18 protein-coding genes, 1 pseudogene and 1 riboswitch are annotated in these 24655 nt (G+C 51.0%); of the genes and pseudogenes, 14 read left to right on the top strand and 5 right to left on the bottom strand.

Features of this window, described 5'->3' with window-relative positions; all coding sequences use genetic code 11:
• Positions 1 to 2: 2 nt before the first annotated feature.
• From lysS to BN7444_RS01435, 7 genes are all read left to right on the top strand, one after another.
• Entirely contained in the window at positions 3 to 1508 is a 1506-nt protein-coding gene (lysS, locus tag BN7444_RS01465) for a lysine--tRNA ligase (RefSeq protein ID WP_068454750.1), read from the top strand.
• A 253-nt stretch (positions 1509 to 1761) separates the two neighbouring features.
• A complete protein-coding gene (locus BN7444_RS01460) occupies positions 1762 to 4104 on the top strand; it encodes an S-layer homology domain-containing protein (RefSeq protein ID WP_068454747.1) in 2343 nt (780 codons plus the stop codon).
• Between the two features lie 169 nt (positions 4105 to 4273).
• Entirely contained in the window at positions 4274 to 5614 is a 1341-nt protein-coding gene (locus BN7444_RS01455) for a butyryl-CoA:acetate CoA-transferase (protein ID WP_068454744.1), read from the top strand.
• Positions 5615 to 5656: 42 nt separating this feature from the next.
• Positions 5657 to 6970: an acetyl-CoA hydrolase/transferase family protein gene (locus tag BN7444_RS01450; RefSeq protein ID WP_068454741.1), complete on the top strand. Its 1314-nt coding sequence runs from the start codon at positions 5657 to 5659 to the stop codon at positions 6968 to 6970.
• A gap of 49 nt (positions 6971 to 7019) precedes the next feature.
• Positions 7020 to 7117, top strand: a riboswitch (SAM riboswitch).
• 51 nt (positions 7118 to 7168) lie between these two features.
• Positions 7169 to 8353, top strand: a complete 1185-nt coding sequence (gene metK, locus BN7444_RS01445; protein WP_068454738.1) for a methionine adenosyltransferase — start codon at positions 7169 to 7171, stop codon at positions 8351 to 8353.
• Between the two features lie 7 nt (positions 8354 to 8360).
• A complete protein-coding gene (gene recD2, locus BN7444_RS01440) occupies positions 8361 to 10547 on the top strand; it encodes an SF1B family DNA helicase RecD2 (RefSeq protein ID WP_068454735.1) in 2187 nt (728 codons plus the stop codon).
• Entirely contained in the window at positions 10541 to 11170 is a 630-nt protein-coding gene (locus BN7444_RS01435; RefSeq protein ID WP_068454730.1) for a ComF family protein, read from the top strand. The genes recD2 and BN7444_RS01435 overlap by 7 nt, the downstream gene beginning before the upstream one ends.
• Positions 11171 to 11332: 162 nt before the next feature.
• On the opposite strand, the pseudogene tnpA reads toward BN7444_RS01435, so the two are convergent.
• From tnpA to BN7444_RS01420, 3 genes and pseudogenes are all read right to left on the bottom strand, one after another.
• Positions 11333 to 11794: pseudogene (tnpA, locus tag BN7444_RS01430) on the bottom strand (IS200/IS605 family transposase).
• A gap of 178 nt (positions 11795 to 11972) precedes the next feature.
• A complete protein-coding gene (locus tag BN7444_RS01425; protein ID WP_068454727.1) occupies positions 11973 to 12749 on the bottom strand; it encodes a PhzF family phenazine biosynthesis protein in 777 nt (258 codons plus the stop codon).
• A gap of 20 nt (positions 12750 to 12769) precedes the next feature.
• Positions 12770 to 13702, bottom strand: a complete 933-nt coding sequence (locus BN7444_RS01420; protein WP_068454724.1) for a YihY/virulence factor BrkB family protein — start codon at positions 13700 to 13702, stop codon at positions 12770 to 12772.
• A gap of 72 nt (positions 13703 to 13774) precedes the next feature.
• Between BN7444_RS01420 and BN7444_RS01415 the strand changes: the two genes are divergently transcribed.
• Positions 13775 to 14470, top strand: coding sequence for a response regulator transcription factor (locus tag BN7444_RS01415; RefSeq protein WP_068454721.1), 696 nt, complete (start codon positions 13775 to 13777; stop codon positions 14468 to 14470).
• A complete protein-coding gene (locus tag BN7444_RS01410) occupies positions 14470 to 15741 on the top strand; it encodes a sensor histidine kinase (protein ID WP_068454719.1) in 1272 nt (423 codons plus the stop codon). Before BN7444_RS01415 ends, BN7444_RS01410 begins: the two co-directional genes overlap by 1 nt.
• A 90-nt stretch (positions 15742 to 15831) precedes the next feature.
• Here BN7444_RS01410 and BN7444_RS09005 read toward each other — a convergent pair.
• Positions 15832 to 17258 (bottom strand): IS3 family transposase gene (locus BN7444_RS09005; protein ID WP_417875312.1). Its coding sequence is split into 2 segments (ribosomal slippage): positions 15832 to 16688 and positions 16688 to 17258, totalling 1428 coding nucleotides; the frame shifts between segments, so codons are not numbered across the junction.
• 84 nt (positions 17259 to 17342) lie between these two features.
• Complete coding sequence (hpf, locus tag BN7444_RS01395) at positions 17343 to 17882, bottom strand: ribosome hibernation-promoting factor, HPF/YfiA family (protein ID WP_068454710.1); 540 nt, start codon at positions 17880 to 17882, stop codon at positions 17343 to 17345.
• 128 nt (positions 17883 to 18010) lie between these two features.
• Here hpf and BN7444_RS01390 point away from each other — a divergent pair, with 128 nt between their 5' ends.
• From BN7444_RS01390 to murJ, 5 genes are all read left to right on the top strand, one after another.
• Positions 18011 to 18931 (top strand): FUSC family protein, encoded by a 921-nt coding sequence (locus BN7444_RS01390; RefSeq protein ID WP_068454707.1) that lies wholly within the window; start codon positions 18011 to 18013, stop codon positions 18929 to 18931.
• Positions 18924 to 20594, top strand: a complete 1671-nt coding sequence (locus tag BN7444_RS01385; protein ID WP_068454705.1) for a hypothetical protein — start codon at positions 18924 to 18926, stop codon at positions 20592 to 20594. Before BN7444_RS01390 ends, BN7444_RS01385 begins: the two co-directional genes overlap by 8 nt.
• 71 nt (positions 20595 to 20665) lie before the next feature.
• On the top strand, positions 20666 to 22060 hold the full coding sequence (locus BN7444_RS01380) for a hypothetical protein (RefSeq protein WP_068454701.1): 1395 nt from the start codon (positions 20666 to 20668) through the stop codon (positions 22058 to 22060).
• 9 nt (positions 22061 to 22069) lie between these two features.
• Positions 22070 to 23086, top strand: coding sequence for a polysaccharide deacetylase family protein (locus tag BN7444_RS01375; RefSeq protein WP_068454698.1), 1017 nt, complete (start codon positions 22070 to 22072; stop codon positions 23084 to 23086).
• Between the two features lie 6 nt (positions 23087 to 23092).
• Entirely contained in the window at positions 23093 to 24610 is a 1518-nt protein-coding gene (murJ, locus tag BN7444_RS01370) for a murein biosynthesis integral membrane protein MurJ (RefSeq protein WP_068454696.1), read from the top strand.
• Positions 24611 to 24655: the final 45 nt, after the last annotated feature.

Raw genomic sequence — 24655 nt, 5'->3', positions numbered from 1 at the left:
CCATGGCGAAGGCACAAAAGAGCAGTGAAGTAAGAGATCAAAAGCTGAAGAAGGTTCAAAATTTAATCGACGAAGGTAACAGCCCCTATCTCGTCGAAAAATACGACGTGGACACTTACACCAAAGACATTGTGGAAAATTTCGACGCCATGGAAGGCAAGACCGTCTCCGTGGCGGGCCGCATCGTCAGCAAGCGTCGTCACGGCAAAATCGCCTTCTTAGACGTGCAGGACACCTACGGCCAAATCCAAATTTTCGCCAAGAAAAACATTTTGGAAGACGCCTACGAAATAGTGAAGGCCGCCGATGTGGGCGACTTCTTTGGCGTCAAGGGCGTGGTCATTAAAACCGAAGCCGGCGCCATTTCCGTGGAAGCCCGGGAAGTGGCCCTCCTCTCCAAGAGCATCCAAGTCCTGCCGGAAAAATACCACGGCTTAAAGGACATGGACCTGAGATACCGCCAACGCTATGTAGACCTCATCGTCAATCCCGACGTGAAAGAGGTGTTCTTTAAACGCTCCGCCATCATTAAAGCCATTCGGGAATTTTTAGACGACAAAGGCTTTTTGGAAGTGGAAACGCCCATCTTGGGCAATGTGGCCGGCGGTGCCAACGCCCGTCCCTTCCTCACCCACCACAACGCCCTGGACATCGATCTGCAAATGCGTATCGCCAACGAGCTTTTCCTGAAGCGCCTCATCGTCGGCGGCTTCGACAAAGTTTACGAAATGGGCAAAATGTTCAGAAACGAAGGCATGGACACCCGTCACAATCCGGAATTTACCAATATCGAGCTGTACCAAGCCTATGTGGACATGGACGAAATGATGCGCATTACCGAGCACATGTTTGCCTACGCGGCTGAAAAAGTGCTGGGCTCCGCCGTCATCAACTACCAAGGCACGGAAATCGACCTGACGCCGCCGTGGAACCGCGTGGTTATGGAAGATGCCGTAAAAGAACATGCCGGCGTGGACTTTTCCACCATTACCACCGACGAAGAAGCCCTGGCCGTCGCAAAAGAAAAGGGCCTGGACGTCCAACCCTTCTGGACCCGCGGCCACGTCATCAGCGAGCTCTTTGAAGAATTCTGCGAAGAAAAATTAGTACAGCCCACCTTCGTCACCGGCCATCCGGTGGAAGTGAGCCCCTTGGCCAAGCGGGACCCCAAAGATCCCCGCATTACCCGCCGTTTCGAAGCCTTCATCAACACCTGGGAATTTGCCAACGCCTTCAGCGAGTTAAACGACCCCATCGACCAACGGGCCCGTTTCGAAGAGCAAGTGGCGGATCAGGAAAAAGGCGACGACGAAGCTCACCCCATGGACTATGACTTCATTAACGCCATCGAAGTGGGGCTGCCCCCCACCGGCGGCTTGGGCATCGGCGTGGACCGCATGATCATGCTCCTAACCGACCAATCCAGCATTCGCGACGTACTCTTCTTCCCCACCATGAAACCCCTGGGAGAAGGCGAAACCGAATCCTGGGACGAAGACGAAGAATAAAGACCTTGCAGGAGCAAGGCACATATAAACGAAAGAGGATCAGCTATAAAGGCCGGTCCTCTTTTTTGTTGGAATGATTGTTCCAATCCAAATTTCATAACGGAGCAAGCTTATTTATAATAAGAAGAACTGTGATTGAATATAGAAAAATCCTATGAAAATATGTCAATTCCTATTGGATTTTTTAAATAGGGAGCATGTAGAATATATCGAACGTCTTTATATAAAGATTCAATCAATATTAGGAGGAAAGATGAAAAAAATCATAGCACTTATGCTGGCAGTAGTGATGCTGCTCGGCAATGTACCCGTGGCCTTGGCGCAATCGGGTGGACAGATGAAAGCACCGTTGATGGTGATGCTTTCCAAAGACGGTGACGTACTTCAAGAGAATGTAACTTTTGAAATTTTAGACGGAAACAGCGTCGTCGAAGAAGTAAGTTTAGAAAACGGCATGGGTTTCGTCAACAACTGCGAAATTGGCAAGACCTATACCGTACGCGTGTCCAGCCCCGCTAAGTATGAAGCGGAAACGAAATTTTTTAAGGTCATTGACTTTGAAGGGATGGCGGCTCCTTGTTTTACACAGACAGAGGATGAGGCTATCTCTGAAGCGCAACCCCTTTTAAAAATAAAAGAGAAAACGACCCTAGTGCAACCGAAAACTCCGTTGCCTACCTTTCTTTCTCAAGACAATCAACTTGCGACCGCTCCTTTATCAGTCGAGGTCTTAGACAATGGTCAAGTCATCGACACCATCCACTATGATAACGGTGTGGGATCCGCGACAAAGTACGAAATCGGTAAGGTTTATGCCCTACACATCAAAGTCAATAGCAATTACGAACTCGTAACCAAGTATATGACCATTGTTTCCGGCGGCGACAGCGCCGGCACCCACTTCTTGAAGACGGCCGATGAAACACCCTCTAAGGCCAATGCAATCAATCTTTGCATTAAAGCGAAGTCCGCCGACACGCCTCAAGTATCGGAAGGCCTGGATCAACTGGACATTAAAGTAAAAATTGACGGCGAGCTTAAAGAAGGCATCGGCCTCAGAATCAACTACTGGGACAGAATCATTCCCACGATCATCGCCCAGCCCAAGACGGATGCCAACGGCAGCTATGTATTAAAAGATTTGAAGCCCAATGCCAAGTACACGGTAGTCATGTATAATTCCGTTTACAACTTCAGTCAAGACACCTTTGAGGTGCTCACCGACAAGAACGGTAAAATCGTATCCGTCGCCGGCCACCCCGCATCGGAATATAAAGACGGCTTGGTTATCGAAGGGGTCGATCGTTCCAGTTCGGCTATGGATAATGTAGAAGTCGAATTAAAGGTAGTAGACAAGAAGACGGGCAAACCGCAAGAAGGCGTGGAAGTAACGGCCAACATCATTACGCCGAGACTTCGTTCTTACAAGGACGTCAAATCCGATAAAAATGGTGTCCTTCGTTTTAAACTGTCCGGCAACGATGAAGGCAAAGTTTATGCCATGACCGTTTCGAAGAACCATCAATTCTTCTGGGACTTCGAGCCCGAATTAATCGAAGTAAAGGTATTTAAGGATGGTTACGATATTTTAGAGACCAAAGACAATCTCAATGCTGAAAATATCATGCGCGTCACATCCAACGACCGCAGCTATTTGAGAGAGGACCTGAAAGTTCTGGTCGATAAGGCCCAAGGAATGTTGGACAGCGGCAAGTACACCGATGCTTCTATGAAGGACTTAAAGGTCGCGGCACAAGGCGGCGTCGCCGAATTGGCAAAGGCCGAAACGATTCCTTATTATGTACAAGGTCATATGGACAATATTAAGAAAGCCATGGAAAAATTGGTTTTGAAAGAAGAAAGCAAACCCAATCCTTCCAAACCGGATCCGAAGCCGAATCCCAATCCTTCCACGCCGAAGGCAAAGGATGAAGGTCGCCACTATTTCGTTCCTTCCGCATCCGCTGCAACGGAAAAGAAAGAGGATAAGAAGGCAAGTGTTGAGGCCAAGAACAAAATTGCCGTACCCTATCGCAATCTCCCCGTGACCTTGACGGACATTCCCGCCAATGAAAAGGGCGATGCCATTCGCACCATGGTCGAAAGAGGCATTTTAGTCGGCATGGGCAACGACAAGTTTGAGCCGAAAACGACGATCTCCAGAGCCATGGTAACGGCAGTGTTTATGCGCATCTCCATGGATCAAACGATTAAAAGCCCCGCCGCTTTTACCGACGTGAAGGACAAGGCGTGGTACGAACGCTCCGTGAAATGGGCATCCACCAACGGCTTGATCAAAGGTTATGAAGACGGCTCCTTCAAGCCCAATAAAAAAGTTTCCTACGAAGAGTTCGCCGTGATGTTGGACAATCTGTTGAAGGAATACAAATTGGATTTGCCCAAGGTAAAGACCGTGAACAAGGCGGACTTCGACTATGTCAACGACTGGAGCCGCGACAGCGTCGTGCACATGATCGAGCTCGGTTTGATGAAGACCGACGGCAACGGAAAGGTTCAACCGAAAGGGGAATATTCCAGAGCCGATCTCGCCGAAACATTAAATCAACTGATTCAATGGTCGGACAAGAATAAGTAAAGATGAAAAGCCTTCCTGCCCTTTGGCAAGGAGGCTTTTTCTTTTGTCTGCCGAAAAATTTTTAAAAAATAAATGGCCGAAACCAATTGGAAATTGAAAACAAATAGTATATCGTGTATATTATAAATCAGGTAAGCAGTTTTAATATGAATAGACGTGGAGGATTCTCATGGACTTTTCGAAGAAATACAGTGAAAAATTAGTGTCCGCAAAAGAAGCAGCCGCAGTGATTAAATCCGGCGACCGCGTGGAAATGGGATGGGCGGCAGGCGTCAGCAAGGCCGTGGACAAGGAACTGGCCAAGCGCGTAGACGAGCTGGACGATGTAATATTTTACGGAGGCTTGGCCTTCGAAACGCCGGAGGTTATGAAGGCGGATCCGGAAGGTAAGCACTTTACTTGGAACACCTGGCATGCCGGGGGACCGGAAAGAAAGGCAGTCAATGCCGGTGCCGGCGCCTTCTATATTCCTCTTCGCTATTCGGAACTGCCGAAGTATTACAGAGACGAAGTGGACATCGACGTGGCCATCGTCATGACTACGCCCATGGACAAACACGGCTACTTTAATTTCGGTTTAAATACATCTCACCAAATGGCGATTTTGGAAAAGGCCAAGACGGTCATCGTGGAAGTCAACGACGCCTTCCCCTATTGCTACGGCAAATGTGAATCGGAAATTCACATCGACAATGTGGACTACATTGTGGAAGCGGGCTCCATTCATCCCTTCGAAATTCCCGTGTCGGGCTTCGGCGACGTGGATAAGAAGGTAGCTGAATTTATCGTAGATGAAATTCCCAACGGCGCCACCTTGCAATTAGGGATCGGCGGCATGCCCAATGCCGTCGGCGCATTGATCGCAGACAGCGACTTAAAGGATCTGGGGATTCACTCGGAAATGTATGTGGATGCCTTCGTCGAAATGAGCAAGAAGGGCAAGGTCAACGGCTCGAAAAAGACCATCGACAAGTATCGCCAAGTTTACGCCTTTGCCGCAGGCAGCAAGGAATTGTATGAATTCCTGGATCAAAACCCGGAATGTATGGCGGCACCGGTCGACTACACCAACAGTGCCGATGTGGTCAAGGAAATCGACAATTTCATTTCCATTAACAACGCGCTGAACGTGGACCTGTGGGGCCAAGTGTCCTCCGAATCCACGGGCCTTCGCCATATTTCCGGCGCCGGCGGGCAATTGGACTTCGCCTTGGGCGCATACCTGGCTAAGGGCGGTAAGAGCATTATCTGCCTCAGCTCCACCTTTACCAATAAAAAAGGCGAAACCGTGTCTCGGATTCTCCCGAATTTCAAGACGGGCTCGGCCATTACCGTGGCACGCCCTAACACCCATATGATTTGCACGGAATACGGCCTCTTTAACGCCAAGGGTCGCAGCACTTGGGAAAGAGCCGAAGGCATTATCAATCTGGCTCATCCCGACTTCAGAGACGAGCTCATTAACAATGCCGAAGAAATGGGCATTTGGCGCAGAAGCAACAAACGATAAGAAAGAGCCGACATCGGTCGGCTTTTTTCGTGAGGAATTTTTATGTACGAGACGATTTACAGAGAAAAATTAATGACGAAGGAAGAAGCGGCGGCGTTGGTGAAAGACGGCGACGAAATCGAAATCGGCTTCGGCGCGGATTTTCCCGTGGCTTTCGACGAGGCATTGGCCGCCCGTGCTCATGAGCTCACCCACGTGGCCGTGCGAAACGGCGTGCTCTTCGACCGCTCCAAGATTTTGGCGCAGGGCGCGCCCTTCGAGTGGCAGAGCTGGCACGCCACGGGGGATGTGCGCCGCGCCATGGATGAGGGCAAGGCCATTCACATTCCCGTGCGCTATTCGGAGCTCATTCGCTACGTCACGGAAAACAGGGACACGGATATACTGGTCTTTTCCACGGCGCCTATGGACGCTCACGGCTATTTTAATTTCGGCATCGAGGGCAGCCACTTTCTGCGTCTCGCGAAAAAGGCAAAGACGGTGATCGTGGAGGTCAATGAAAAGCAGCCCAAGGTTTACGGCAGGGGCGAAAGCGAAATCCACATCGACGAGGTGGACGGCATCATCGAGGCCGAGCCCCACGCCATGGCCGTGCTTCCCAATCGTCCCTACGACGACTTGGACCGCAGGATCGCCGAGACCGTGGTTGAGCGCATGGAAGACGGCGCCACGGTGCAGCTGGGGATCGGCGCCTTGCCCAATGCCGTGGGCGATGTCATCGCTCAGAGCAGCTTAAAGGACTTGGGCGTGCACACGGAAATGTATGTGGACAGCTTTATGAAGATGACTTTGGCGGGAAAGATCACCGGGGCGAAGAAGACCTTGGACCGGGGCCGTCAGGTCACCGTGTTTTTGGCGGGAACGGAAGCCCTTTACGACTTCGTCGACGACAATCCGGCCATCATGGTGGGGCCCGTGGATTACGTCAACGCCGCATCCACCATTGCCGCTCAACACAAAATGACGAGTATCAACACGGCGATTCAGGTGAACCTCAGGGGAGAAGTGAGCTCGGAAAGTGTGGGGATGCGTCAGATTTCCGGCGCCGGCGGTCAATTCGATTTCGCCGTGGGAAGCTATTTGGCCCCGGAGGGCAAGGGCTTTATCTGCCTGCGCTCTTCTCGGGTCGACAAAAACGGCATTCGTCATTCCAATATCGTCCCCGATTTTTCCGCGGGCACCATCGTCACCTTGCCCGCCCCGGTGACCCATTACGTGGTGACGGAATACGGCATCTGCAATTTAAAGGGCAAGAGCCTGTACGAGCGGGCTAAGGCTTTAATCAGTATCGCTCATCCGGATTTTCGCGACGAACTGATCAAAGCCGCCATGGCGAAGGGCTTTTGGAAGGACTAGGTCTTGCATTTTTGTTCTTCTTCGACTATACTATAAACACTGTTAAACATTCTTATTAAGAGCGGTGGAGTGACTAGGCACTGTGAAACCCGGCAACCTTTAAAAGGTGCTAAATCCTACAGACGCGACAGGTCTGAAAGATAAGAATGATGCCTGCCGCGTGCAGGCTTTTTTTATGATTTTATTTAGGAGGTTACAATGGATAGATGGTTATTCTCTTCGGAATCGGTTACCGAAGGCCACCCGGACAAGGTGTGCGACCAAATTTCCGACGGCATTTTAGATGCGATTTTAGCAAAAGACAAGAACGCCCGCGTGGCTTGTGAAAGCTTGGTTTCCACGGGCATGGTAGTTATCACCGGTGAAATTTCCACCGACGCATACGTGGACTTTACCCAAGTGGTACGAGAAACGCTGAAGGACATCGGCTATGTGCAAGGCGTGCAAGTAGGTTTTGAAGCGGACTCCGTAGCGGTTATTTCCGCCATTAAGGAACAAAGCCCGGACATCGCCATGGGCGTGGACCGCTTTAAGGAAGCGGGCACCGAGGAATTGGACGCATTCGGCGCCGGGGACCAAGGGATTATGTTCGGCTATGCCTGCAACGAAACCAAGGAGCTCATGCCCTTGCCTATTTCCTTGGCTCACAGATTATCGAAAAAGCTTTCCGACGTGCGCAAAGATGGCACCTTGACCTATCTTCGCCCCGACGGCAAGACCCAAGTTACGGTGGAATACCAAGACGGCGCGCCGGTGCGTTTGGAAAACATCGTGGTAAGCACTCAGCACGACGCCAACGCGGATCTGGACACCATTCGTAAAGACATCGAAAAATACGTCATCGATCCCGTGGTGGCCGACAAGTGGATGGATGAAAACACGAAGATCTACATCAATCCCACGGGACGATTCGTGGAAGGCGGTCCCGTGGCCGATGCGGGCCTCACCGGCCGCAAGATCATCGTGGATACCTACGGCGGATACGCCCGTCACGGCGGCGGCTGCTTCAGCGGCAAAGACCCGACAAAGGTGGACCGCTCCGCCGCTTACGCCGCACGCTACGTGGCAAAGAACTTGGTGGCGGCCGGCGTCTGCGACAAATGCGAAATCGGCTTGAGCTACGCCATCGGCATCGCCAAGCCCCTGTCCGTCTATGTGGAAAGCTACGGCACATCGGATCTATCCGATAACGAAATCGAAGATTTGGTCCACGAGGTATTCGACCTGCGTCCCGCCGCCATTATTCGCGATTTGGATCTCCTCCGTCCCATTTACAAAGACGTGGCCGCCTACGGTCACTTCGGACGGGAAGACGTGAAGGCGCCTTGGGAAGAAACGAATAAGGTGGATGAAATTCGCGAGGCATTAAAAAACAGAAAGTAGGGACTTTGTGATCATCGAAGGCGTTTTGGATCATATTATCTTTCGAAACGAAAGCAATGGCTATACCGTGGCCCAATTTATTACGGCGGATTCGGACATCGTCATTGTGGGGACCTCCATCGCCTTCCATGAAAAAGAACATTTGCGCCTGGAAGGGGAACTGATCTACCATCCCAAGTATGGAGAGCAGTTCGCCTTCGAGCGGGTGGAAAAAATAAGGCCGCGGGGAAAGGAAGCGATGACGGCTTACCTTTCCGGCGGCCTTATTCCCCATGTGGGGAAAGTGACGGCGAAAAGAATCGTGGACACTTTCGGCGAGGACACGATACAAGTCATCGAGGAGACGCCGGAGCGTTTGAGGGAAGTGGAAGGCATCGGCAAGAAGAAGCTCGCCGTGATTCTCGACGCCTTAAACGAGCAGAAGGACATGCGGGAATTTCTCCTGGACGCGGCGTCCTTTGATCTCACCAACAAACAGGCCATGGCCGTCTACAAGGTCTTCGGCAAGGACGCCCCGGCCATGATCGAAAAGGATCCCTACGCCCTGGCGGGGAAGGTGCGTGGCTTCGGCTTTTTAAAGGCCGATGCCATTGCGAGAAAAGTAGGTATCGAAGAAGACGATCCGAAGCGCGTCGTCGCCGCCATGAAATATGTATTGACCAACGGGGTCCTGGACGGCAACTGCTATCTGCCCAAGGATCTGTTAATGGAAGAAGCGGCCCGGGTCTTGAATCTGGACGTGGATTTCGTCGGGGAATTTCTGCAGACCTTGGCCGTGGATCCGGAGATCTATCTGGCGCAGCGGGAAGGCATGCTGAAGATTTACTTCCTCAATTATTTCCGCGCCGAGCAATTGGTGGCGCGGGAGATTAAAAAGCGGGGCAAGGTGGATCTCGCCGAGCACATGGCCGAGGACATGGTGGCCGCCGTCTGCGAAAAGCTTGAAATGACCTTGGCCGAGAAGCAAAAAGAAGCCCTCATGCGGGCGGTGGATTCCCATCTCCTCGTCATTACCGGCGGCCCCGGCACGGGGAAGACTACCACTCTTCGGGCCATCGTGGAAGCCATGGAGCGGCTCAATCTGTCCATCGCCTTGGCGGCGCCTACGGGCCGTGCGGCGAAGCGCATGGAAGAGGCCACGGGCAGAAGCGCCTCCACCATTCACCGCCTCTTAAAATACGACTACATCGACGAAGACGGCACGGGTTCCATCGTCTCCGGCGACGACATCGACGCCGACGTCTTGATTATCGACGAGGCCAGCATGATCGATCTGCTCTTGATGCGAGACGTGCTCACCTCTTTAAAGGACAAGACGCGCCTCATCCTCGTCGGCGATGTGGATCAGTTGCCCCCCGTGGGGGCGGGGAATGTCTTGAAGGACATTTTGGATTCCGGGGAAGTGCCCTCGGTGCAACTGGACGAAGTGTTTCGCCAGGCGGAAACGTCTTATATCGTAAAAAATGCCCACCGCATCAATCACGGCGAGTTGCCTCGGGTGAACGAAAAGGGCACGGACTTCTTTTTTATGGAAGAGAGCGATCCCAACAAGGCCATGGAGCTCATTTGTGATCTGGTGAAAAATCGTCTTCCCGATTACTACGGCGTGGACGCCATGGAAGATATACAAGTCTTGGCGCCGATGAAGAAGGGCATTTGCGGCATCGAGCATTTAAACGAGGCCCTGCAAAAGACCTTGAACCCGGGGAAGAAGGGCCTGAACAGCCGCGGCTTCACCTATTGTGTCGGGGACAAGGTGATGCAGACAAAAAACAATTACCAAATGCCATGGAAGTCGCAAAACAAAGTCTTCGACAACGAGGGCGAGGGCGTTTTTAACGGGGACCTGGGCCGGGTCACGGCAGTGGATCCCGCCGGGGAGTGGATCAAGGTCCTTTACGACGACAAGCTCTGCACCTACACGAGCGAATACTTGCCGGAGCTGATGCCCGCCTACGCCAGCACCGTGCACAAGTCCCAGGGCTCGGAATTTCCCGTGGTAGTCATGCCCATTCTAAGCGGCCCGCCCATGCTCTATACGCGGAATCTCCTCTACACCGGCGTGACCCGGGCGCGGAAGCTGGTGGTCATCGTCGGGAGCTTTCAGGCCCTGGAGCGCATGGTGCAAAACAATCGTATTCGCTGGCGCTATTCTGATCTGGATAAGATTTTAAAGGAGAAGAGAGAATGGTAAGGGGCTTTTTTTCCGCGGGCGGCTGCCCCCTTTGCAAGAAGGAACCGGCGGAGAGGTTCGGGCTATGCGAAAGCTGTGTAGACAATCTCTCCTTTTCCGGAGAAGAGATCTTTACCGAAAAGGCCTTTCCCATTTACGCTTTGCTCCGTGAAAACAAGCTGTCCTCCTACATGATTCAGGGATTAAAATTTCGCGAAGAGCGCTTCTGGGCTCATGTCTTCGGCGAGATGGCGGCGGATTTTTATCGCCACATGGACCTCAGCCCCTTCGATGCCGTCATCTGCGTGCCCACTTCGGCAAAGAAGCGGCGCATCCGCGGCTACAATCCCCCGGAGCTAATCGCGCAGGAGCTGGCAGAGGCCATCGGCGTGCCCTATGAAGACGTGTTGGTCTTCAAGCGAAAGGTGCGGGATCAAATCGGCCTCGGTGCACGGGAGCGGGCGCGGAATGTGCACGACGCCTTTATCGCCCACAAAGTCATTGGGAAGCACCTTCTCTTAATCGACGACACCTACACCACCGGCGCCACCATGAAGGCCTGCGAGAAAGCTCTCAGGGAGGCAGGCGCGGCATCGGTGACGGGGCTCGTCTGTATTAAGGCCCGGGACGTGAATATCGACTAAAAAAATAAACGTGAATAACGATTAGCAAAATCAGAACCACCGGCTTAGCCGGTGGTTTGTTATTCCCCTATAAGGGGCTGTTACCGGCAGCACTCTCGTGCTCTGAATTTCTTCCTCTTGCAACAATTCCCCAGTTGGCGCTAAAGCGCCTGTTCTCATACTTTATTTGACCTGCTGACCAGTAAACGGATCGATGAATTCCTTCATGCTTATCTGATCCGCCATATAATCTTCTTCCAATTGGTTTTTGATGTATTCTTGAATTTTTTTCGCATTTTTTCCCGCAGTATCGACGTAGTATCCTCTACACCAGAAATGCCTATTTCCATATTTGTACTTCAGATTTGCGTGTCTATCAAAAATGATTAAGCTACTTTTCCCTTTTAAGTATCCCATGATTTGAGACACACTATATTTCGGTGGAATTTCCACCAGCATATGTATATGATCCGGACAACATTCCGCTTCGATTATATTTATTCCTTTTCTCTCGCATAGGTCTCTTAATGTTTTTCCTATGTCTTGTTTCAATTTCCCGTATATAACCTACCGCCTATATTTTGGCGCAAACACGATATGATACTTACAATTCCAACTTGTATGTGCTAAGCTGTTCTTATCCATATGGATACCTCCTTGATATTTTATTGCCGATAACACAATAATTTTATCATAGGAGGTTCTTTTTTTACTTGAAGCTAAAGCTTTTTATGCCTACCACCAGCATAGCTGGTGGTTTATTCATGCTAAAGCGCACAAAAATAAGCGGCCACTCCATTAGAGTGACCGCTTTTTTTGCGGATTAAATATGAATGTCCCCTCGGTAAAAGAGCACGGCGTGGCCCGATAAGTTCACGTGGCCCGGGGTGACGCGGGTTTCTAAAATGCCGCCGCGGCGACTGGCTTGATAGGCGAGAATGTCTGGCTTGTTTAATTTCTCCGCCCAATAGACGCAGATGTGGCAGTGGCCAGAGCCGCTGACCGGGTCTTCCACCACGCCCAGCTTCGGCGCAAAGGTGCGAGAGATGCAGTCGTATTCGCCTTCGCCGGCCTTGGTCACGTGAAGCATGGTTCCATCCAGGGCCTTGATCTTCAAGACGTCGGGCTCGTAATTCCTTATGTCGAAGTCGTCCTCCATAACCAGGAGCAGGTCCCTGCCCATATAAGCTTCCTTGGGGCGGGCGCCCACGGCTTGAGCCATGGCCTCGGTCACGGGCACTTCCTTCAGCTCGAAAGAGGGGAGGTCCATGGTAAAGAGCTCGCCCTTCCGCGAAACGGTGAGGGTGCCGACTTTCGTGTCGAAATGAACCGTGTCCTTCACCCGTTCTAAAATGTGAAAGACGATGTAGGCGGCGGCAAAGGTGGCGTGGCCGCAAAATTCCACTTCACCCGCCGGCGTAAAGGAGCGCAGATTGTAATTGTCACCGTCTTTTACGACGAAGACCGTTTCCGAAAGATTATTTTCATCGGCAATGGCGAGCATAAGCTCGTCGGTGAGAATGCGATCGGGAAGACAAACCGCCGCGGGATTGCCTTTAAAAACTTTTTGCGTAAAGGTATCGACGATAAATTGTTTCATAAATGACTCCTGAGTAATACTTATGATATTCGCGTGTGGGACGAGACGAAGGTGCCGAAGAGAGTTTCCTTTCTAGGCCATTGAACGCCTTTATTGTGCAGAAGATAAAGGCTCGCCTGAACGGAGCTGCCGAAGAGCAGGATCAAGCCGAAGAGATAGAGCCAGACCAGGAAGATAATCATCCCCGCCAAAGAACCGTAGGTGTTCGAGTAGTTTGAAAAGTTTGCCACGTAGTAACTGAATACCGCATTGGAAAGCAGAATGCCCACCGTGGAAAAAAGGGCGCTGGCCAAATTAATGGAAGCCGGCGGCTTGGTGCCTTCGGGCCACTTGGGCGAGAAGCGGTAGAGGCCGTAGAAACTTAAAAACATATAGATCAGGGGGATAAAGGTGCCGGCCCGTCGAATAAAAATGTAGGCCTCTTTGGGTAGCTGCAGATAATGAGCAATAAAGTGCAACAGATTGTTGCCGATGACCTGGGTCACGAAAAGCAAAATCACCAGGGCGAAGAGGGCCACGGTAATGATGAGGGAAAGCACCGTTAAAGAAAAAAAGCTCCGCTCCTCGGCGATGTAGAGGCCGTCGTTAATGCTTTTGATCAACTGTTTGATCCCCTTGCTCGCCACGTAGATCGACCCGATCAACGAAATAGACAAAAGGGCCGAGGACGAGTTCAGCTGCAAGTCTCTGAAAAAGCCCGTGGCGATGGTTTGAACTTCCGGCGGCAAGTTTTCTAAAATCTTTGCCATGCGCGGCAGATAGCTTCGGTTTACCACATTTAAAATATTCAACAGTGCGATAAAAAAGGGGAAGATGGCCAAGACGAAAAAGTAAGACAGGCTCGCCGCTTTTTGTATCAGATCGTTTTTTAATATGTGGTACAAAAAGATGTCGATAAAAGCAAAAGGCTTTTTTGTAACGAATCCTTTGAGTTTCCTTTTCCACTTATTCATAGATTCCTTCTTCCCTCCTACAGCGATTATATCATAGATATGATAGAATAGACTCAAGATGGAGGAGGATTTATGCAATACAACATTTTGGTTTGCGACGACGAAAAGGACATCGTCTCCGCAATAAAAATTTACTTAGAAGCGGAAGGCTACCGGGTCTTTCCCGCTTACGACGGTTTGGAAGCTTTAGAGATTATGAAGACCGAGGACATTCATTTGGTCCTGATGGATTTAATGATGCCCAATATGGACGGCATGTCCGCCATTTTAAAAATACGCGAGACCAGCAATATCCCCATCATTATCCTCAGTGCAAAGAGCGAAATCACCGACAAGATCATCGGCCTGAACATGGGCGCCGACGATTACATCATCAAGCCCTTTAACGCCGTGGAACTCATCGCCCGGGTCAACTCCGGCATTCGCCGCTACACCTCTCTGGGTGCGGCGGAAATCGACGACGGCAATTACACCGTGGGACGCATCAGCTTGGACGACAATGCCAAGGAAGTGCGGGTGGACGGAGAGGTGGCGAATCTGACGCCTCACGAGTACAAAATTTTGCGCCTTCTTATGAAAAACAAGGGACGGGTTTTTTCCAGCGACGAAATCTACGAAATCGTCTGGGAAGAAGCGGCTCACGACGTGAAAAAAGTAATCTCCGTTCACATTTCCCATTTACGGGACAAGGTGGAAATCAATCCGAGAAAGCCCGACTACATTAAGTCCGTCTACGGCATGGGCTATAAATTCGAGGACGTGGACTAATGTCCGATAAGGGACGACGGTTTTTCGAAGGGCTCAAGGTGCGGGCCTACAAATACTGCCGGGGCAATTACCTGGAGATTATATGGGTGGATCTGTGGTTCGTCATGGGATGTTTGAATCTTTTGTCCTCCCTTTTCGGCGGCACGGCCTACGATCCGTCCCTCTCCCTGCTCTATGCCCTCATGTCGGTGGCCCTGCTCATCGTCTTTTGGTGCATTAAACTTTTTATGCGGGCAAAGACCAGGACCTGGCTCACGGTGAATCTGGCCAAGGAAATAAAAAAAGAAGCCATCTACGGCTTTTTTTGTGTCGTCAACAGCTTTCTGATCATTCACTTCCTTATGGTGCTCACGGGCTTTCCCGTCCTCTACGGCATGATCATCATGCCGGTTCTGCGGCTCATGCTCATGGGAGAAGACGAGGTGGTTCAAAACCGCATCCTCCGCGCCGCCATTTCGGAAACCCAAAGCTATGTGGACATTACGACTTTCTCTCCCATGATGAAAGAGTCCACCTACGAATCCTTAATGGATCTGACGCGTATCAAAGACAGTATGTATCAGGCGGCACAGGCTCAGGTGAAGTCGCAGAAGATGAAGACCGAGCTCATCACCAATATCAGTCACGACCTGAAGACGCCCTTGACCAGCATCATCAACTACGCCGATATTTTAAGCAAGAAAGACGTCATGGACGAAGAGGCGAAAAATTACGTCCATATTTTGGGCCGCAATTCCGAGCGGCTCAAGAGCATGATCATTAATTTAATCGAAGCCTCCAAGACGGGGAGCGGCAATATTACATTGGAGCCTGCGATCATCGACTTCAACGAATTGATCGGCCAAATTTACGGCGATGCCGCCGCCGATTACGAATCGAGAGATTTAAATTTCGCCTATGAATCCGACGTGGAGGACATTCCCATTTACACCGACGGCAATGTCTTGAGCCGCGTCATTCAAAACCTCTTCAGCAACTGCTACAAGTATGCGAAAGAGGGCACCACCGTCACCGCCCACACCTCGGTGGTGGGTGACAAGGTCTTTTTCAATATGAAAAACCAATCGAAGAACAAGATCAGCCAGTCCACGGTGGAGCTTTCCAATCAATTTATTCGCGGCGACAAGAGCCGCACCACGGAAGGCAGCGGATTGGGTCTTTACATCGCAAAGAACCTGGTGGAAATTTTAGGCGGCGAATTTCGTATGGTCATCGACGGTGACTATTTCCAAGTCTTTATCGAGCTGCCGAAAGAAATTGAATCGAAATAAAAAACCGGACACAGTAGAGTGACCCCATAAAGTTGGACTTAATCGAGTAAGCATTTCGCTTGCTCGATTTTGTTTTACATAACTTATTTTCTAAGCGGTTTTCATTCGTTCACGGTATTGCTTTGGACTTAGCCCTCCTAATTTTTCTTTGATTCGGTCGTTGTTATAGTAGTGGATAAAGTCTTCGATCGCCCGCACAAGTTTCTGCCGGCTTCGGTAGACGTAACCGTCGTAGATTTCTCTTTTCAGTACACTGAAGAAGTTTTCCATGGGTGCGTTGTCGTAGCAGTTACCTTTTCTCGACATGCTTTGAAAGATGTGGTGTTCTTCTAACATGGCTTGATAGGCGGTCATTTGGTAGCCCCAACCGCGATCGGAGTGGAAGGTGCGGCGATAGGGACAGGTGTTGGTTCGTTCGATGGCTTTTTCTAAGCCTCGTAGCATGGTGACGCCGTTGGGCTGATCGGATAGGACGTAGCTAATGATTTCCAGATTGTACATGTCCATGTATGGATCGAGGTAGAGTTTCTTTGTTTGAAGTTTCCCCGCTTTATCTTCGACGTAGTATTTGAATTCTGTAGTGTCGGTGGTAATTTTTTGGTAGGGGATACAGGTGTTGAAGCGTCGATTGATTCGATTCTTCTTGTTCTTACCGACGACGCCTTTGTAAGAGTTGTACTTCTTGTATTTCCTGCCATAGGCACGGACTTGAAGGCCCATGTCTTGAACCAGTCGTTGAACTTTCTTTTTGTTTACCGCCCAACCCCGGTTCTTCAGCTCCAGATGGATCCGGCGGTAGCCGTAGTCTTTGTGTTCGCGCCGAATGGCGAGGATCTCGTCTTTTAACGCTTGGTCTTTGTCTTCTTCGCTCCACTTTTTCTGCCAATACATAAAGGTGGATTTGGGAAAGTTGATGGCAGCGAGTATCTCTGTTAGTTGGAATTGTTCTCGGAGTTTGGCGACGATCCTCGCCTTTTTCTCATTTTTTCTTCCCTCACCAAACTCCTTAGCTCCTCCAGGTATAGCTTTTGAATGGTGAGTTTCCGGTTCTCCGCCTCTGATTCTTTGATGCGGTTTTCCAATGCCTCACGCGAGGATGCATCAAGAGGCTCCTTCTTAGTTGCAGACTTCGGTGGTTGATTGCAGGCGTCTTTCTTCGTCACAGGTCTCCCTCGCTTATGTGTTCGCAGCCCCTCCATGCCCTCCTTTCGATACTGACTGTGCCATTTGGCGATCATGGACGGATTCGTCAAACCAAGTTCAAGGGCCAATTGTTGGTAACTGCATTCGCTCGTTTCGTAACGTGTAATGGCTTCTAACTTAAACTCTACACTGTACTCACGTTTATTTCTAGAGCGCATTAACCCTTCATCGCCAAATTGTTTGTAATTATTGACCCAACGTCTGATCAGTGATTCATCAATTTGATATTTATCTTCTAAGATGGGATAGCTTGACTCTCCGAACAGGCATTCTTCGACGATTTTCCTTTTTAATTCATAACTGTATTTTGCCATTAAAAGACCCCCAAAGGTTGGATTTCTTGGTCCAACTTTTGGGGGTCAGTGCACAGGGTCCGGTTTCTTTATGCAAGGGAATCATTAAATTTCGAAGTCGATACGGCCGAAGTTGCCGTCGCGCCGTTTGTAGAGAAGGGCGGGTTCGTTGTCTTCGCCGTCCAGGAAGACGAAGAAATTGTGGTTCAACAATTCCATTTGAAGCATGGCTTCTTCTTCGTGCATGGGCAGAAGCTTAAATTGCTTTCTCTTGGAAATGATCTTGCCCTGCTCGTCTTCTTCCTTTTCAGGCATGGCTTGTTCGAAATTTTCGAAGCGAATGGTGTCGGAGTTTTGGTGGCGCTTTTTCAGGCGGGTCTTGTACTTGCGGACCTGTCTTTCCAGTGCGTCCACAGCTAAATCGATTGAGGCGTACATGTCCTGTGTCGTTTCTTCCGCGCGGATGATGCTGCCCGGCAAGAACACCGTGACCTCTGTGGTGTGATTGCCCTTGGTGGAAGAAAAGTTGGCCTTTGCTTTAACCTCTTCGGTAAAGTACTTGTCCAGTTTCGACAGTTTCTTTTCCGCTTGATTTTTCAAAGCCGACGTCAGTTCAATGTTTTTTCCGTAAAATTCAATACGCATAGTCATATCTCCTCTCACTAACTTTTTATAATCATACCCCGAATCGCGGAATTGAAACGGCATCCGCCCTTGCAGTTTTTTTTCAGTTTGCTATACTTTTGCTATAAGTGCAAGAAGGAGAGGAAAATTTGGATATTCCGCCACTGAAAAATTATTTGCCTCACGTAGGCATGCGCACATTTAAGACGGCCCTCGCCGTCGTCATCGGTTTATTTTTATCGAATATACTAGGTCTTCATACGCCTTTGTTCGTGGCCATCGCCGCCATGACCACCATGCAACCGACGGTTCACGAAACCCATAAGGCCATCCGGCTCAGAATGTTTACCTGCGTCATGGGCGTGGTTCTGGGTTATGTTTTGGCGCTCATTACCGACAATATCTACCTCAGGCCTTTGATCGCCGGCGTGGGCATTGTGATTATTATTTTAACCCTGCTGAAATTTAAAATGAACCGCTTCATCAATCTCACGAACATTATTTTCGTGGCGAGCTTTTCTTCCCATCAATCCCAATTGGTCTACGGCGTCAACCGCCTTATCGGGACCTTTCTGGGCATTTTCGTCTCCGTGGCCATCAACTACCTTATCGCGCGGCCCACGCCGAAACTCAGCTTCGAGTCCCTTTTGGAACGCACCTACGAAGACATCTTCCGCTTGTCCGAGGCGATTATCCTCGCCGACGAAAAGCCGAAGCTGGACGCCTTGCAAAAGGAATTGACGCAAACCCAGGATTCCTTCGAGCTGATCAAAAAAGAAATTTCCGAGCCCTTCGCCCGTGAACTGGACCTTAAAGGGGTGGACCGGCTCTTGGATTTGTTTACCGAGACCTTTATTTCCCTGCGGGTCCTGTCCCAAATGGACATTATGGGAAGCAAATTAACCATGGAAAATAAATTAATTATTCAGGAACTGTTTCACTACACGGAACTGTTCGAAGGAATGGACGAAGTGATCCCCGATCCCATCGTGAACTTTCACGTCCACGTGGTTCTGGAAAAGCTTCAGGCCATTCAAATTCTCTATGACGAAGGAGTAACCCATGTCTAACAGACAGCTTTGGCAGAAAGCCCTCGACGACATCGTCTACATTGTGGATTCGGCGCGGCAAAGCATTCCCATGGACGAACTGTTCAAAGACGAGGAAATGTACGAGCCCATGCGCCTGTCCATACCCCATTTCGATCTGGCCTCCTGGCTCATGTTCGATACGGAAGAAAATCGCGCCACCACCGGCCAGTTGGTGAGCCAGCTTTGGCACCACATCCACAAAATGCGCGGCGTGGCGCCTTTTTTGGAGCGCATTTTCGATTCCTACCTGGCCATGTACCGGGTCAATCACATTTCCGACGAAGGAATCTATGTACAGAGCATCCTGTTTCCCGAGCCCGCCGTGATTCTCTGTCCCAACGAGGGCACAAAGAAATTAAAGGAAGGGGATCTGTTCCTCGGCCGCATTCTTTGTACCAATGCGGGCTATTTTCTCTTTCACGAGCCCAATGTGGTGCCCGAGCATTTGCGGGAGGACTTTTATGCCAATGTCTCGGACCTGGGCAAGCGCCAGCCCATGATGCGGGAGAACACGAAGGTCTATCAGACCACGTTAAAAAACGGAAATCCCGAAGTCCTCTTTCTCTTCGCCATCGCCTACACCCAGGCGGAGGAAGACGCACGGGATGACGAGCCCTTTTCCTTTGAAGATGAAGAGGCGGCCTTTGATTTGGATATAGGGGAAGACGGCATACTGGCCCTGGCGCCCCGATTCGCCGAAAATGACGACGACGTGGTCTCCGATATGTATATTTTGGAGCAAATGGAGACCATGGTCCTTATGGTGGACGGCGTGAATTTGGACGACAACCGCTTCACTCACTACGACGAGCTCATGGAAGCGGCGGCGGAAGAAGGCGACTTCGGCACCGACGAGCAAATGGCCCGTATCTACGAGATCCTGCATCGCTGGTGTATCATTCAGAAAAACGACGCCGGCCGCGCCTCCTTGGAGCCCGCCGACGAAAAAATCCTGGACTACAAGCGCCGTTTGAATGAGTCGGTGACCGGGCTCTTTCGGATCAAAAGCTTGGACGATGCCCGGGACGAGCTCACCCGGCCCTCTCAATGGATCGATCAATTCGACCGCTATCTGGAAATGTTGCTGGACGAAAATTTGGCGGTGACCCAAAGCGGCGCCTTAAACCAAAAGAGTCTGGCCGCGGTGCGGGAACATGTGCCGACCCTCATACAGACCGGCACGGCTAATCGGGAAGGCAGCTATCCGGAGCTGGTGTTTTTCAGAAAGTTCGCCCTTTTGAAGAGCATGGTCCACGTGGAAGGAGGCATGCTGCTTCCCACCATTCGCATGGAGCAGTACCTACAGCTGGACGACGAGGAAAAAGTGGTGCTCTGGGTCAGCACCTTGCTCAATAAAAAATTCGCCGCGTCGGATCCCTACTTCCGTCAGTGGCCCGTGCAGGACATCTTGCGGCAGGTGGCGACACCCGGTGCCTTGGACGATCTCTTGTCGAAAGAGAATTTGGAGAAGAAGGAAGAGAAGATTCGTTGGCGCATCGTGGAAATGGGCAGGGAATTGGATCTCTACGACATCGCCTTGGAAGCGGGGCAAAAGTACCGCTTTATTCCTACGGCCTTCGGCGAAGCGGCCTTCGCCTACATGGGTCTGTTGGAGAAGGACAATGTGATCTCTCCTTTTTGATGATAGGGATTGTCTAAATTTAGAATTTCGAGGCGGTAAGCTGTGGTAAAATAAAAGATGGAGGCGAGGAGATGAAGAGACGAAGAGCCCTTTGGGCATTAGGCGTTTTTCTCGCCCTTTTCCTTGTGGCGGCGAAGCCCCTTCCGCCGGAAACCCAATTTTTTAGCGAAATGAAAAAGGCGAAGCCAGAGGTGACCTCGCCTGAAACCGTTCCTGAAATTTTACGTTTTGAACCGGCGAGCGATCAAGTGCTGCCGGTCTATTATACCCATCCCTTAAAAATGGTGAACGGGCAGTGGGCCATGGCCTACAGAGACCTGGTTCATCTTGTTGGGGAAAAGCGCATCAGCTATTTGCCCGATGAAGGGATCATGACCATGAATCAAATCGATCGCATCTACATGGCCGTGGACAAAGCGGCGGTCATCGGCGGGTCCGGCCCGACGGAGGTCCGCACCTATCCCACCTATGTAGACGACGAGCTTTACGTGCCTTTGTTTTTTTGTTTAGAGCACATGGGCTATACCGCGAATTTAACCGACGACGGATCCGCTCTTTTGATCGTGCCGCCGCCGGAGAAGGTAAAGGTCGTGCCCGAGCGGGCCGTGAAGGTGAGGAGTATCCATCCCTATCGAGACGGCACCATGGATACCACCGTCCTCGATATGAACGGCACGGAGCTGTGGGCCTGGGGCGAAAAGGTGCCTCGGGGCATGGGAAGCTTGTTTCATCTGAACGAAAAACAGACCGTGGACTTTGTCGGCGATTTGGCCTTGGAAAGCCCGGAGGATTACGACGAGAACAGCAAGTCGGCTCTTGCGGCGGATGGCTATAGAATTTATATCTATCCCCTGGATAAGGGGCGTCGGCAGATCTATGCCATGCCCTATGCCATGAGAGAGGCGAAAAGATTTCGCTACGACGAAGGCGGCATCTACTTCCAAAAAGATGACGGCATTTACGTCTTCTATCCCAAGACGAAGACATTGAAGCGCGTCGTTGACCGGGCCGTGGAAGATTTCGACGTGCAGGGGAATCGGGTGCTCTTTAAAGCCGAGGGGCAATTGTTTCTGCAGGATGCAGACGACCTTCCCCGAAGCATCGATACGAGAAGCGGCGTCAGCTTTAAGCTCAGCGACTCTTACATCGTCCTGGACGACGAGGAGCTGGGTCTGGTGAGCATTCTATCGGCGGAGGATTTAAAGGTCGTGTATTCTTTGACCTACGACGCCGGTAAGAACCACAGCGTCAAGCTGATGAACGATCGCTACCTGGCTCTGGGTCAGGGCAATTTATTAAAATTAAAAGATTTGGATTCCGATACCCACTACGTCTTGGACCTGGTGAATATCGACGATACATTAAAGGGACGCCGCGTCCTGTGGCTGTACAACGGAAACATCGTGAAGGGCTATGTCTACGGCGACGGCGTGAAAATCGCCCAATGTGTGACGATACGTCCTTAAGGAGGAATTATGGATAAACACGAAATGGAAAGACAAAGGCGGCGAAGGATCGCCCGTATAAAGAAGAGAAAGCGCAGAGCTCGGATTAGAGGCCTCGTGCTTCTCGTGGCCATATTCGTCGTATTCGGCGGCGTCTTTCATAAATTAAAATCCATGGCGTCGAGAGGCGACTCAGGCGGCGGCAATCAGGTGGAATGGTTTGTCCTGAAAAATATGGGCGCCCTAAATTCCGCCCGGGCCTATACCCCTGAGGAAGTAGGCAATTTAACCAACAACATCATCAACGACCGCATCGACATCCATCTGGCCAAGGGCCAAAACCACATTACTCGGGCGTCGAGCTACGCCTACGATGCCGGCGAAATTTCCGACATTATCGAAGGCAAGCGGGAGTACAAGGGCAATAAAAAAATCGCCTTCTTAACCTTCGACGACGGCCCCAATCAAAAGATCTCCCCGCAGATTTTAGACATACTGAAGGAAAAAGACGCCCACGGCACCTTCTTTGTCGTGGGGAAAAGCGTGCAAGAGAAAAATCGCGACGTGCTGCTTCGTGAACTCAACGAAGGCCACGCCATCGCCCTACACTCCTTTAGTCACGACTACCACACGCTTTATCCCGGTCGCGTCGCCAATGCGGCGGCTATCGAAGGCGAAGCTGCCAAGACGCAAAAAGCCCTGCAGGATATTTTGGGCAAAAACTTCCATTCCGGCGCGTGGCGCTACCCCGGCGGCCACATGAGTTGGAAGGGCCTGGATACGGCGGATCAAAAATTAAAGGACATGGGCATTTCCTGGATCGACTGGAACGCTCTCACCGGGGATGCGGAGCCGGCGAGCCGCCGCCCCACTACATCTGAAGGTCTGGTTGAATTTTTAAAGAAATCCATGCCGAAAAACGACGATGCGTCGGTGATCGTCATCCTAATGCACGATGCGGAAACGAAACAACTTTCCGCCGACGCTTTGCCTCACGTCATCGACGCCCTGCGCGCCGACGGCTACAGCTTCGGTATTTTAAAGTAGGTGGCCATGCAACACACATCCCTACTTTTAATGCTCATCACCATAGGGACCAAATTTTTTGGATTGGCTAGGGAAAAAGCCCTAGCCCATTTTTTTGGTACATCGGATGTGGCGAATATTTTTCTTATCGCCTTCACCCTGCCTATGGTCCTGTCCAATTTGTTTTCGGGTTTTATTGCCGGGGGCTTTATTCCCGTCTACACGGAGCTCGCCCATCGAGAGGGAAGAGAAAAGGCCGACGGCTTCACCACCACCCTGTCTGTGGTCGTGGCGGCAGCGGCATTGATATTAAGCCTCCTCGCCATTCTGTTTGCCCCGCAACTGGTGCATCTCATGGCGCCGGGCTTTCACGGCGCGGTTTTCGAAAAAACCGTCTACATGAGCCGCATTACGGCGCTGAGCATGACGGTGACCGCCGTCTTTTCCATATTCAAAGCCTATTTGCAAATTTACGAACACTTTATCGTGTCCATGTTCCACTCCGTGGTCATGAACTCCGTCTTAATCGCCGCCATGTTTTTCGGCCGGGCAGGCAACATGGGCCTCTTGGCACTGGGCATCCTCTTTGCCTTTTGCGTTCAATACGTGATCTTTTTGCCCTATTTGAAAAAAAGTGGCCTTCACTTGCATCGCGGCTACGCCGTGAAGAGCGAGGCCATGAAAAAAATGTGGCTTCTGGTTCTGCCCATTTTGATTTCCACCTCGGTGCTGGAATTAAACAATATCGTCAGCAAGGCTCTGGCATCCACCATCGCCCCCACCGGCGTGGCGGTAATCAACTACGCCACGAAGATTCAAGGCTTCGTCACGGGCATCGTGGTGACCAGCATCGTCACCGTCACCTACCCTCGGATGGCGAAGCTGGTGGAAAGTGAAAGCAGCGATGAGCTCTCCGAGGTCCTGCGTGAAAGCCTGTCTTTGATGGCGGCCTTCGTCTTGCCCGCCACCGTCGGCGTCATGTGTTTCCACGGAGAAATCGTGCGGCTTTTGTTTTTAAGCGGCGCCTTTTCCGCGGAAGACGTGCGTGCCACCGGGGAAGTGCTTCTCTTTTACGCCCTGGGCCTCTTTGCCATCGGCATTCGCGAAATCGGCGTCAGGATTTTCTACAGCCGCAAAGACGCCCGGGTGCCCCTCTTAAACGCCGCCTACATGGCCGTGGTCAATGTGGCTCTGAGCTTTCTCTTCGGCAAATACTTCGGCCTGCCCGGCCTGGCCCTGGGGACCTCCGTCTCTTTGTGGGTGGGGGCTATTGGCATGTTGATCCACTTAAAGCGTGCGGACATGGGGCTGAAACTCGGCCGCGGCATGAAGAACATGGCGAAGATCGCCCTGGCATCTGCTCTCATGGGAATCGTCGCCAAAGGGGCGGAGAAGATCCTCCTCGGCCTTCTTTCGCCGAACTTGGCTCTACTGGTTGCCATGGCCGTGGCGGGAGCGAGCTATTTGCTCCTAGCCGTTATGATGAAATTCGACGAGATCGAGCAAATAAAAAAATTGCTTTACGAAAAGAAAAATAAGGTATAAATCAATTCGAGACTAAAAACAAAACCATTGATATAGAGAAGGGAA

The sequence above is a fragment of the Peptoniphilus pacaensis genome (assembly GCF_900088125.1).
GTDB lineage: Bacteria > Bacillota > Clostridia > Tissierellales > Peptoniphilaceae > Aedoeadaptatus > Aedoeadaptatus pacaensis.
Note: the sequence above shows the minus strand (reverse complement) of the source record. Positions and strands in the feature narration are given on the sequence as shown.